Genomic DNA, 12080 nt, shown 5'->3' with positions numbered 1-12080 from the left:
CGTAGTGCAGTCCACCTGAACATTTGTCACAGCCGAACTACCCATAGTGCCTGTACCATTGCTCACCGTACAGGTCTGGGTGGCTGGTTGTGACGAGATAGTAACACTATAAGTGCTACCCTCAGCAACTGCCGTTGTAAATGTAAAACTCCCATCAGAGTTTTGCGTCAAAGCGTCACCGCCATTGTTTTGTAAGGTGACAGAGCCTGAAAGCCCTGTAATCGTACCGCCAACCGTGTACGTGTTGGTAGAACAAGTTACCTGAACATTCGTCACAGCCGAACTACCCATAGTGCCTGTGCCATTACTCACCGTACAGGTCTGGGTGGATGGTTGTGACGAGACCGTGACATTATAAGGCGACCCTTGAGCCACTGCCGTTGCAAAAGCAAAACTCCCATCAGAGTTTTGTGTCAGAGTGTCACCGCCATTGTTTTTTAAGGTGACAGAACCTACAAGACCTGAAATGGCACCGCCTAACGTATTTAGAGTAGAGTTATTTTCCTTTAAATGGATTACAGTCGAAGATTGCCCGTTCACTGCAAACAAGCAATACCCATTAACATTATGCGTACATCCCGTTGCTTGATAACCAGTAGTTGTCACTTTGATCCCCGCATTAGGGTAGTGATGTTTGGTTGTAGTTTTAATAGTCAGATTTCGTGCAGAAGCGTGATGATTTTGGCATGACAAAGGTCCTTTGCTGTTTAAACACAAAACCACATCAGCAGACACCGAAGCTCCTGATTCGCTAATATTAAATAAGGATCCTGATTTGGCATAAACCAGTGAACAGAGCAATACTAATGCCATGGTGAATAGATGATGACAGATTCGTTTCATTATTTTTATCCTTTATTTGTATACTCTGAACTAAATACGCCCTGAACAAGTTACAGCATTCGCATACACAGTACCGGTATGTAATGTGTTAGGAAGTTAGAGTACTAGGCCACGCTAAAAATAAACCAAAGAATGTGCTTTCTTTCATCAACCGTCCTTCAACAAAGTAACTCTAGCTTTAATCAACTTAGCAAATGTATGACATACATCAAACTTATATGGAATATATAACGATCTTATTGCCGTATGCAAAAGTATTTAGTTTTTTTAACACCTCTAGTGGTAAATAACCTAAGTATTTACAAAAACTTAACCAATCCGCCCTATTTCTATAATAACATTAATAAATACACTCACCTCTCTATGTTAAGCTTCGCCAACAGAAGAAAAATGGGGTTAGTCATGATTAAAATCGGGCAATTTAATAAATTAAAAATGGTACAAGAAGCTCCTTTTATTGTTGATTATAAAATATTAAATTAATACAATAACATTAATTTAACTTATTGAATTTAAAATGCGTTTACTTCTAGCTATTTTTTTACCATTTACGGTGTTTTTCACTATCGGACGACCATTGGCAGGAATTATCTGTCTAATATTACAAATAACGATTATAGGATGGATACCAGCCGCCCTGTGGGCTGTATATTCTCTTTCCCAATTTAACACTGATAGAAAAATACGCGAGTTTAATAAGTATCGATAAATAAACCTTATCCATCTCAAATTCTGGCTTTTTAAAGTTTCTTTTAAACGATAAACACTGCGTTGTTTTAATCAAAAATAGTTCTGTGATGAAATAAATGACAGATAATAATCAAGCAAAAGGAATGCCCCTTAAATGAAAGTATAATCTTTGCCCGAGGGCCTTTTAAAAGGTATACAGTGGAGGCATCGAAAATATCTCGTCAATTGGCATTTGCTGAAGGGGCAATTTTTTGCAACGTATATGAACAATCTCTTATTGCAACGCCTCATTTTCGTTGTTATTTACAAAAATTATTTTTCAATAAACTATCCTAAAAATAGGGTGTTTCTCAATAGATTCATTTTTATAATGTGATGCAATCCTACGGTGAGAGTGCAAATTTTGTGTAAAGTATTGCCAGGCCAGTCATGTTAAAACACTTTTTTTGTACAATACAAGTCACTGCTGTTCACTTCAATAACGAACTAAGCGAGAAACCTATGGTAAACCAATACAAAGCAACGATTGATAAAGAAAATGAAGAGGAAAAAGCAAAAAAAGTATTTTTAGAGGATTATGAAAAGTATATCGCCAGGTTACATAAAGAAGGAAAAATTACAAAAAAAGAAAAAGAGGAATGGTTGGCGAAAGCGGCTTCTCCAACAGGAGCTGTTTTTTCTTTTAATAGCGAAGAAGATGCAAAGAACTTTTTTACTCAGCAAGCGAAAGCAGGCCATAAGTTTATTGCATGTAAGGATGATGGTAGTTATTACGCTTCGAATGGCAACGGTGAATTGTTTGAGGGAAAGATTGATGTAAAACTATTTGATAAGCTACAAAAATATTCAAAAGAGTTCCATAGTAATCCGAAGCTGGAAACAGAATTGTTTAATGCACTTAAAGACGGTGATGAATCACAATTAAAACTGCTAATACAAAAAGCTCAGAAAATAAGCTTAACTGAAATGAGAAGCATAGATTTACAAGAGCAAAATTCCCTTGGAGTAGAGCGCGATAATTCATGCCATCGCTCACTGAGTATGTAATTCAGCTTATGTTTCCCGATTTTATATTACAGGACTGTTAGCTACGTCTTTAAGTTTGAAAACTCAGGCGCAAGAAACCAAAGGTCTGTTTCTTATTGCAACTAATGATTGCGCTGAAGAACTATCCAGGCCATTTATTGGCTCTTCACCATTTACGGGGGCATTTCAATCACCTGGATTTTATAATTAACAGAGATCCGTATCTATACCCACATTTTTAAATACGTTCACTACAGTTTTTATATCGTACTTATAATCTTTTGCTGCTTTTAAAACGCCACAAGCGCCTTCAAGAAATGTACTGTTTGCGGTCCAGTAAAACCTGTTAGCTTGCACCATTAGATCAAAGGCTTTTTTTACATTCCAGCCTTCCGAAGTAGATAGCAAATAGAATGCGTGATTATATACCCCACTACTAAAATGCACGTCCAAATCGGGATTGTATTCTTTGGCCGTATCAATAGAACATTGGCCAATCTCTTCTTTGATAAAGGGGCAATCTTTGCTTGGCTCATCCATATAGCGTAGTGCAAAATTATCTTGCTTAGCAAGTTCTGAACCAATCATATAATCAGCTTTACCCATAGAATAAAATAGCGCTGCTTGATCTGCCATATCGGAAAATGCTTCGTTCATACCGCCAGATTCGCCATCATAAATCAAATTTGAATGTTGAGACGTAAAACCATGACTAATTTCATGTGCAGCAACACCTACGGATGTAAGAGGGTAAAATTCATCACCGCCATCACCAAAATGCATTTTCTTTTCAATATCGTCCCAGGACGCATTTTCACCTTCCTCAGGGTCATGTGTGACCATATTTAAACGCATAGGTTTTCCGTCTTTAGTAAGAGCGGGTATTTGATACCAAGTTTGGTACATTTCATTGATAATATGAGCGGCATACATCGCATCGTTGTTGGGTGAATAACCACCATTCACCTCATCGCTATTACCAGACCAAAATACATTATTGTGCTCATTATCAGGTTTTGAACACTCGAATTGAGCAACCTGATCTGTTCGCGCATCGGTCACAGTGATTAAATCATTGGTTAAATAACAAAGGTTATTTTCTGCATCACGTTGTACATCAAAACCAGAGAGATTGTCTTTACTGCCATCATAAATATATTGTTTGCTGATGGTATCTTTTGGGTTTCTTTGCCAACATCGCCCTCTGCCTCTAAATAAAATATAGTCTAGCGCAAAAGTTAACTTGACGGTGCCCTTTTTATAGACAGCATGAGTGCAATAAGTTATCATTTTAAATTCCAACGTTGGGCTTGCATTGTCTCATTTTCTTGAGTCGATGGCCGACACACTAACAGCCATTTTTTTAACTTTGTAGATGGATATAACAATGTCAGCTAATTTTTTTAAAAGAAAAACTATATCTCCAATAGTCAATGCCGGTGGACCTTTGCCAAAAGAACAATTACGCGCTATGAGCAATGATCATTACTGGACGGTTTTAAACTGTTCTCATCTTAAAGAGATTAATAAGGGGGATGGTGTCCTTATTGCTAACGTCAATGCGCTTAAAAATGCATTGCAAACCTATGGACCCACATCAAAAGAACAGCTACCTGACTTTCGCAATAATACAGGAAAAGCCAAGGGTTCTGTATTTCACGGACATGCTAAATCAGGAGGGACAACTTATGTACTTGAATGGGCTGTTATTGATCCTAAAAAGCGCATTATGGCATTAGTGGGGTTTGGTGTTCATGAAAATTATCCATTTCGCCAAAAGCCATTAACGAGTATTGAGAAAGAATCAATTTTGCTTTCTCCTGAGAATCAAAAAATAATGAAGCACGCTGCCAAAAAAATAACTGAGGCAAAAGAAAAAGTTGAGCGTCTCGAATATAAGTTGGCATAGTCTGGATGGCTCTGCCATTAAGTTAAAAAATTTATTCGTTCCTTCTGTGAGGGAGTTATAACAATTTAACTCCCTGCGTCCTCCCGAGCATAGCAAGGACTCCTCCATGAATGAATCCTATTTTTTTGACAAGCCGAGTGCGCTTTTGGGGTATGTTTCTCCAAATCAATATGAGGCGCAGATGGAAATGGTGTTGAGAAAAGTAGCTTAACTAGGTTGTAACTTTTTACTTGACGAGAGTGTTCATCTAACTGTGTCACCTCAATGTCAATAAGAGCCTGTGAATCATATCCCTTATCAGTGTCATGCTGCTCTTTCAATAGTTCCGCTGCTTGAGTAATATCATTGCGATGTCCTCCAGTCAAAATAAACTTAATTGGATTGCCCAGCGCATCTACCAAAGCGTGAATTTTAGTAGTAAAACCTCCTTTACTCCGCCCCAATGCCTGAGCTTCGTTCCCTTCCTTCATATAGCCCGATGCACATGCATGAGCGCGAACTATAGTGGCATCAATCATAACGGCCTAGTCATCAATGTCACTAACAAAAGACATTAAATTGCACCAAATACCGCGATCAGCCCATATCTTATAACGCTTGTGGATTTGACGCCAATGCCCATAATCACTTCGAAGCAAACGCCATTGACAGCCTGTACGCAAATAGGGGTGGAATCTTTAGAAGTTACATATGTTCAGCGTGCGATGACTAAGCTTAACAATGTAGTTTTTAAATTTCCCCGAGATACTTACGAATTTGAAAACGAATCTTTTGCACAATGGGTTAGAACTTTAGCTGAGTAACCAGTTAATAATCAAGTGCTGGATCGGTCAAGAGGCACCATCATGTTTGAGTGCTAAGACAATTTCATACGGGGTTTACATCATAAAATTAAGCCCTGACTCAAAACACATAATAAAGTGCGCAAAGTCAGGGCTTAATGTTAAAATCTATTTCCAAACTAAACTAAGATAAGGTCCGTTTAAAGATAGATTACTTTGTTGTTGTGCTTGATTTATAATCGCGACAGAACCTGCCTCCCATGAACCAGGAACTAAAGTGCTTGGTAGTACTTGGTTAATGGCATTAATATAGGTAGTAAACATATAACCTGCTTGTGCCGAGATATTGGCTCCAGAGCTTAATGGCACAGTATAGAACAGCCCTATTTTAGCATCCAACTTGGGCACAATCGCCGTTTGGTTCTGCTTTGATAGTGTGGTATACGCTGGAACATTATTGTGCTCCAAGCTACCACTATATCCAGTCCATGATCTAAAGTCAGTGCTAGAATTTAAACCACCTACCAAGACACTAGCAGCTACTGTTGTATTGATTCCATAGTGAGTCGATGCAAAATAACGAGCATCAAGTCCAACGCGAGGACCAAATCCGGTATAATGGGACTCAATATAGGTGCTATGAGTGTAGGGGCCGTATACAGGATCTGTTCCTAAATAATTATTCGTGATGTTTTCTTTTAAGGAAACAAAATCAACTCCCAAGAATGGCTCTACCTGAATGGGTTTGCTAACAACGATGAGATGTTTAGCAACTAGACCCACATCATCAACAACGAATTTAACCGAACTTCCTGCGGATGTATTTAATAAGAACTGTTCAGCTGGGCCAAAATAATAGGTTGGGCCAACGGAGGTATTGGGAATCGTTGCGGCAAAATTGGCATTGCTGTTGCTATTAAAATGCAGCCAGTCTAATACGATTTGATCAACACGATTAGCAAAGTGATAATTTAGTTCTAGATCAAACGAGGCGCGATATCCTGGCTTCACTGTTTTGGGATACCAGTTAGGTGCCGGTAATGGCAATGGAGTTGTATAGACAGCATATTGAAGATTGTTTGCGCCGGGCTGTAAAAGAAGACCTGTTATACCGCCGCCGAAGGAAGGGGCTTTCATGTCTTTATCTAGGGAGCTACTAGAAGCGGAAGTTGCTGCATAACAACTTAAAGCAAACATTACAGATAGCGTCAGTTTTTTATTTGGGGCTGTAAGACTCATAACATCCTTATTAATTTAAAATTGGGGACTCATTATACTCAAAGCGATAGAGCTGTCACTACTTCTTTAAGTAATCATTTTCAAATAATTGAGTGGTTTTTCAATGATATTGGCCATTTTTCAAATGGCACCGTCATGTATGACGGACCCAGACCTGTATACGGCTTCTTGTTTCAGTGCCTTATCAGCACATGAGTCCTGATAGTCTCTGCGCTCCAACTTATCGGTTTCTAGAACCCCTGACGATGTTAGGTTTTGAAAGAGCAGGTCTTACCTTTTTTGCTATCACTTATTGTTTTACCTTAAGCACACTCCAGACGGTAGTAACACAGTTTTTATTCTTGTTGTGTTTTATGCAGCACACGCGAGTTCCGGCTGAAACCACGGAATGTAGGACCTGTAGGCTGAGCTGAAAAGCCCAGCATCCTACTTATAAATGCCGTGTTTTATAAGACGATATTTTTCTTAAAATTTATTCATTAAATCGATGCAGACAAATTGCTTTGTTTTTCCGCAGACTCTTCTAATTCATCATCCGCCTCATCTTCGGTGTCAGTATCTTCGGCAGCAGCATATTCCACAGGGTTATCATCATATGGATTTTTTTTCAGTTCGTAAAATTGCATCATTGCTTTATCCGGACTTTTAGCACAAGGCATCTCATTAAACAGCCCAAAAAAGTTTACCGATTCAACAAGAACATAAAGTCCTCCTAAAATGAATAAACCATTAAGAGTTACCAAACCGTATCCAAGGCCGGCGATTCCTAAGGCAATATAAGTCAATCCCGCAGCCAACATTAAGCCACCGAATATTTTCCAACCAAGAAACGGTTTTTCCTGGGCCTCTTGTGCTTTTTTTAAATAATCCTCAATAGGGAGCTGGCCTATTAACATAGAGTACGTCCACTCTAGGTGCTTATTCAGTATCAAAGAAGGTTCTAATGTTTCTGCATGTTTAATTAACTCTAAAAGACGCTCATTAATTCTGGCGTCAGCTTGTTCTTGTTGGGTAAGAGCTCTTAATTTCTTGAATACATAGTTCCTTTTTTTTGCAAGATTAAGCTGGTCTTTTTCTGGTATCTGTTGCTCTGGTTGGATTAACATGCATAACTCCGATTTTAATGTAAATTTAGCAATAAGTTTAATTTTCCGCTACTGCTCGTCATGGAAGACGGCTCGACCGGGACGCTTTATCTCGTCACGAATGATTTAACCATTGACGCTGGCCGCATTTACGAATTCTACCAAAAACGGTGGTGAATTGAAGAGAGCAAAATGCAAGCTTATCTAAATCGTCAACCAAGACCATCAGAACTCAACGCAATCATTTGTTTGCATCAATCATTGCATACTGCAAACTTGAATTGCTGAAAGTAAAAACCTCTTTGAATCACTTTGCTATCAAACAAAAACTATTACTGAAGGCTAATCAAATCATGTTCAATGAGCTACAGTTACTGAGAGCCTCTGCATAAGGTGAGTTAAAAAGAGGTTAATTTTATCTGCCACATCGCACAGAAAAAAGCTTAGAACAAAAAAATTATTTTTTAGGCTACATATAAAGGAATAGCTGCAAAATGATCTTGCTATTACTAGCCTCAAATAGCTATTCTGAAAATGCGCAGATTTGCGCAATTTTATTTTTTGGGAGAGCAAGGATGAAATGTTTTGGTTTAGCAACAAAGTCTGGAAACACCCCATTTTCCTGGCATATTCCAGGTAAGTGAAATAACGGAATCATTGGAAGAAACCAAAAAATTAATGAAAAACAATATTGATCTGGTGTTACAGTGCCAAGAAAAAATAGCGTATTTGGCAAAAAGAAGTGAGGAGCTTGATCAATGGACTCAGTCATTCAAACATAAGACACAAGAGTGAAATAGTTGTTGAGTTATTCTATAGCCTTAACAAAAAATCCGACGTACAGTGACTTGTCTGCGGCACAACCGCCCAAGCCCCAACTTATTTTTAACCAATAGTCCAAGTAACAATAGCACCTGAATAATAGGAAATTTTACTTTGATTACCATACCAATGTTGCCTAATCGGTAAGGAAATACCCACTTGGATCGTCATTTTAGAGGTAGAAAGCCAAAGCGATGGCGTGGCATAAATAATATTTCCCCCTGTATTAGGCACAATATCTGAGCCTAATTTAGTTCTATCGCTGTATTGACCATTTAATTCTACTAAACCTAAGAATATGTATTTTTTTTCCACCGATTTAATAGTACGCCCTACCCCTAAATTGTAATAGTATTGCGTTCCTTGCTGAATGGAATCCTGTCTATCGATGAATAGAACTCCTGGAGCAATAAAGCCATACCAGTCAACCAAGGTACGAGTATAAGTTGAGCCAATGAAATAGGTCAGTGCATTAAAATTAGACGGCGCATTTGCTCTAGCAAATCCGGATGTACGGCTAGTTGGATCAAATTTCTTAGAAATTTCATCTAAATTACTAGTAGGAAATGTAGGCGAAAAAATAATCGTAGCCTGATCGGAATAGTGTGAATTTTCATTACTGTAAAAGGCATATTCTAAATCGAGAACCAAATCGCCCATCCCTGACAGGGTTTTCGTGCCCGTTGTATATTTTAAAGCAACAGGAAGAGTCAATAATATAGAGGCTGAGTCAGTTACTCCATAGAGAATAGATGGCGTTGCTTCGAGAATACTCGGCGTTTTACTGTATAAGTAATTAGGAGTGTAAGAAACAATCAATTGATTTTTATCAATAATATTTTGACCAAATGAAAAAAATGGAGCTGGTTGTTGTGAGGAAGGTAAGGAAAAATTTCCGATGGATGGGGGTTGATTCGCCATTGCCATGTTTACCCAGAAGATGAGTAATAAAAATAACCATCCTCGCATGGAGCTTAAAAGCTTGATGTATAGCATCCTGCGTTCTCAACCCTATTCGTAAAAAAATTTTAAGCCCATATTAATTAATAAAGCTTAATTTATGCAAGTCCTGCCGACATCTGGAAGGCTCTCTCTACCGCATCCCTAGAAAAACATACTGATTAAGATGCTCGATTAATTCGGCATTTACTTCAGAAGGAACATAATTCAATTTACAAAAATCATTTGCTGGAGAAGGTATAAATTTCTGAGTAGTTGCGCTTTGAATGGCATCTTGTAATTCCGGAAGTAACTGCAAAATTTGCTCTTTTACTTCTGATGCCAGCCCATTTCCCCATCAATATTGAACAACCCTCTTGATACCTTATTTAAATTGTAAACATCGGAAGGCAACAACTAAAAAGCCGACCCTAGTTTGACAAAAAACATATTTAGATATATCTTAAAGCAACTAAATATGTTTTATTAAGAGGACAACATGAGACACAAAAATAGACCCCACAATAGGAATCTCGATGATGAAACAGCAGATTTTCCAGACTTTGAAAGGCCTCATACGAACAAAAGAAGCCGTTTTTTTGAGTCAGGGCATCTAAAACTACTCATCCTGCACTTATTATCAAAAGACGCAAAATCTGGTTACGATTTAATTCGAGAAATTGAGGGCTTAGCCGGAGGTAAGTACATACCAAGTTCGGGTGTCATTTATCCCGTATTAATGCTCCTGCAAGAGTCACAACATATTTCTGTTGCTGAACATGAAGGCAGCCGTAAAAAATACGCTATTACCGAGAGTGGAACCATCATTCTTGATGAGAACCACCCCATAATAGAACGGATTTTTTATAAGCTACAACTCAAAAGAGAATTCGTTAAGGCGCAAAGACCGCCGCAAATTATAAGGGCGATGCATAACTTGAAAACAGCTATTGTTTTGAAATTAGAATCTACCAACCACACCGAAGACATGGCGTATGACATAGCAAAGCTCATTGACCAAGCAGCTATTGATATCGAGCGTTTATAAGGAGTTTTGAAATGAAATCACATGAATATGCTATTTGCGTTAAACCATTAGGTGACGAAACATCAAATGAATTAGCCTTTACTGCGCGAAGCCATGATGATTTATTTACAATCGTAGAAAGAGCAAAGCAAAGAGTAGATCTTAACGAAAATGATGCGACGTGTTTAGCAATAGGATTTAAATTGCTGGGCAATATTGTGCTTGAGAATAGGAAAGCCCCCCTATTTACTGATCTTGGCAACGCTTTACATGCATTTGTTAACCAATTGAAAAAAGGCAAATAATGTTGCCGCAGATATACCGCGGCACAACGAAGATTTTTGATTAATTACAATCAGAAGCAATGATCTGACAATCTGGGTCTTTACATTGACTTATAGCCATATCTTCTGCAATTTCTTTGCTACCCCCCGTTCCCGCTCCGTCATGATCTTTAGAAAGAGCAAAGGCACCACACTGTTGATAAGCCACCACCACACCGCATTGTTGACCACCTGCTTCAATACAGAAATTTTGAGCATTTTTTTCTGCCTCTTCACGAGAGGAACCACCACCGATACCATAAGCACAGTCTGTATCCCTGCTTGCAGAGTCAACAGCGATAACGCCCCAACCATTCGCCGATTTTTTATTTTCGGCGCTCACTTGAGTAGCCTGTGCAACATTAAATTTTATAGATTTAACTAAATTATCATCTACATAAATATCCATATGATATTTACCAACTGGCCAGCCATTATTGGGTTTAGTAATTTTAAATTTACCACTCCATTGATTACCCGGTAATAGCGCAATTAGATTAGCTTTCGTCCTAGGCTGAAGCGTTAACTCTACCTCATCAATTTTATAATTAGGTGGTGCAACATGATTGGTATCCTCTGCTATCCAAACTGATTTTATTTTTTGTCCTTCTTTCAACTGGGTTGATTTCCAAAAAACATAAAGAACTTGGGTATCCTTAGTAAAGACTTCCGTAGGTAGTGGGTGATTACCGGAAGCATGATCAGTAAGAATAGTATCTATTTGGGGAGATGTTTCTGCAAAAAGTATCGTACTAAAACTGAATAAACATAAAACGAATAAAGATAAAAAACTATTTTTTACTGGAGTAACCATAACCAATCCTTTGTAATTAAGAACACTATAGATAAAGAAAGAACCTAAAAATAAAGTCTAGCAACAAACAGCAACATATCAAGAATGCTTATCTTTATAATTAACTTTCCCCAAAAAGATGGGTCCGGTCTTAATTTTGAATTGATTCAACCTCAATAAAAAGTGGAAAATTTAACAAACAGATTATACACTAAATACATTTAATGATTTATTAAAAGGCAATGTGATTGATTGTTGCCTTGATGTGTGGAATAACAATTGCTCACTATAAGCGATGAGCGTCATAGAATAAATGGTTCATGGAGGACATAAATGAAAATCTGGCGATCAATTGTTGGCGCGTTATTATTACTTTCTTTAAATCAAGCTAACGCAGCAGGCACGAATATCATTAATTTTTCTCAATTAGTGCAAGCTGTTGAGAACGGCAATGAGGTTAGAGCAATTATCCATTTTGATAACTGTCTTGTGACTGAACCAGCAATTAGAACTCAGGTAACGAGATGACATGGTCTAATAGAAGCGACCAACCCAGTTAAGAGATATAATGTTCTTAATTGGAGGAAAAGATGTTAACACGA

Annotated in this window: 12 protein-coding genes and 3 pseudogenes; 7 read left to right on the top strand and 8 right to left on the bottom strand. The window is 38.0% G+C overall.

Annotation, left to right across the window (positions count from 1 at the left end; genetic code table 11):
- Nucleotides 1–843: pseudogene (locus ACQY7T_RS03235) on the bottom strand (hypothetical protein); the annotation flags it as partial.
- Between the two features lie 517 nt (nucleotides 844–1360).
- On the opposite strand from ACQY7T_RS03235, the gene ACQY7T_RS03230 reads away from it, so the two are divergent.
- Nucleotides 1361–1552 carry a YqaE/Pmp3 family membrane protein gene (locus tag ACQY7T_RS03230; protein WP_428411278.1) on the top strand — a complete coding sequence of 64 codons (192 nt, stop codon included), beginning with the start codon at nucleotides 1361–1363 and terminating at the stop codon, nucleotides 1550–1552.
- A 410-nt stretch (nucleotides 1553–1962) separates the two neighbouring features.
- Nucleotides 1963–2580: a hypothetical protein gene (locus ACQY7T_RS03225; RefSeq protein ID WP_428411277.1), complete on the top strand. Its 618-nt coding sequence runs from the start codon at nucleotides 1963–1965 to the stop codon at nucleotides 2578–2580.
- A 186-nt stretch (nucleotides 2581–2766) separates the two neighbouring features.
- Here ACQY7T_RS03225 and ACQY7T_RS03220 read toward each other — a convergent pair whose 3' ends face one another.
- Nucleotides 2767–3849 (bottom strand): M4 family metallopeptidase, encoded by a 1083-nt coding sequence (locus ACQY7T_RS03220; protein ID WP_428411276.1) that lies wholly within the window; start codon nucleotides 3847–3849, stop codon nucleotides 2767–2769.
- Between the two features lie 97 nt (nucleotides 3850–3946).
- On the opposite strand from ACQY7T_RS03220, the gene ACQY7T_RS03215 reads away from it, so the two are divergent.
- On the top strand, nucleotides 3947–4468 hold the full coding sequence (locus ACQY7T_RS03215) for a hypothetical protein (RefSeq protein WP_428411275.1): 522 nt from the start codon (nucleotides 3947–3949) through the stop codon (nucleotides 4466–4468).
- A 266-nt stretch (nucleotides 4469–4734) separates the two neighbouring features.
- On the opposite strand, the pseudogene ACQY7T_RS03210 reads toward ACQY7T_RS03215, so the two are convergent.
- From ACQY7T_RS03210 to ACQY7T_RS03200, 3 genes and pseudogenes are all read right to left on the bottom strand, one after another.
- A pseudogene (locus ACQY7T_RS03210) lies at nucleotides 4735–5130 on the bottom strand (IS5 family transposase); the annotation flags it as partial.
- 288 nt (nucleotides 5131–5418) lie between these two features.
- Entirely contained in the window at nucleotides 5419–6489 is a 1071-nt protein-coding gene (locus ACQY7T_RS03205; RefSeq protein WP_428411274.1) for an Lpg1974 family pore-forming outer membrane protein, read from the bottom strand.
- A gap of 479 nt (nucleotides 6490–6968) precedes the next feature.
- Nucleotides 6969–7595, bottom strand: coding sequence for a hypothetical protein (locus tag ACQY7T_RS03200; protein WP_428411273.1), 627 nt, complete (start codon nucleotides 7593–7595; stop codon nucleotides 6969–6971).
- A gap of 39 nt (nucleotides 7596–7634) precedes the next feature.
- Between ACQY7T_RS03200 and ACQY7T_RS03195 the strand changes: the two are divergent.
- Nucleotides 7635–7966 (top strand): annotated as a pseudogene (locus ACQY7T_RS03195) (IS701 family transposase); the annotation flags it as partial.
- 493 nt (nucleotides 7967–8459) lie between these two features.
- On the opposite strand, the gene ACQY7T_RS03190 reads toward ACQY7T_RS03195, so the two are convergent.
- The gene (locus tag ACQY7T_RS03190) at nucleotides 8460–9392 is read right to left on the bottom strand and encodes a hypothetical protein (protein WP_428411272.1); all 933 of its coding nucleotides are present in this window, start codon (nucleotides 9390–9392) and stop codon (nucleotides 8460–8462) included.
- 97 nt (nucleotides 9393–9489) lie between these two features.
- The gene (locus ACQY7T_RS03185; protein WP_428411271.1) at nucleotides 9490–9654 is read right to left on the bottom strand and encodes a hypothetical protein; all 165 of its coding nucleotides are present in this window, start codon (nucleotides 9652–9654) and stop codon (nucleotides 9490–9492) included.
- 180 nt (nucleotides 9655–9834) lie between these two features.
- Here ACQY7T_RS03185 and ACQY7T_RS03180 point away from each other — a divergent pair, with 180 nt between their 5' ends.
- Together ACQY7T_RS03180 and ACQY7T_RS03175 are read left to right on the top strand one after the other, a co-directional pair.
- Nucleotides 9835–10383 (top strand): PadR family transcriptional regulator, encoded by a 549-nt coding sequence (locus tag ACQY7T_RS03180; RefSeq protein WP_428411270.1) that lies wholly within the window; start codon nucleotides 9835–9837, stop codon nucleotides 10381–10383.
- A gap of 11 nt (nucleotides 10384–10394) precedes the next feature.
- The gene (locus ACQY7T_RS03175) at nucleotides 10395–10667 is read left to right on the top strand and encodes a DUF3861 family protein (RefSeq protein ID WP_428411269.1); all 273 of its coding nucleotides are present in this window, start codon (nucleotides 10395–10397) and stop codon (nucleotides 10665–10667) included.
- Nucleotides 10668–10707: 40 nt separating this feature from the next.
- Here the strand turns inward: ACQY7T_RS03175 and ACQY7T_RS03170 are convergent, their stop codons facing one another.
- Nucleotides 10708–11499 (bottom strand): DUF4189 domain-containing protein, encoded by a 792-nt coding sequence (locus ACQY7T_RS03170; RefSeq protein ID WP_428411268.1) that lies wholly within the window; start codon nucleotides 11497–11499, stop codon nucleotides 10708–10710.
- A gap of 312 nt (nucleotides 11500–11811) precedes the next feature.
- On the opposite strand from ACQY7T_RS03170, the gene ACQY7T_RS03165 reads away from it, so the two are divergent.
- Nucleotides 11812–12006, top strand: a complete 195-nt coding sequence (locus ACQY7T_RS03165; protein WP_428411267.1) for a hypothetical protein — start codon at nucleotides 11812–11814, stop codon at nucleotides 12004–12006.
- The last annotated feature ends 74 nt before the right edge of the window (nucleotides 12007–12080 follow it).

The organism is Legionella sp., from assembly GCF_965140895.1.
Classification (GTDB): domain Bacteria; phylum Pseudomonadota; class Gammaproteobacteria; order Legionellales; family Legionellaceae; genus Legionella.
Note: the sequence above shows the minus strand (reverse complement) of the source record. Positions and strands in the feature narration are given on the sequence as shown.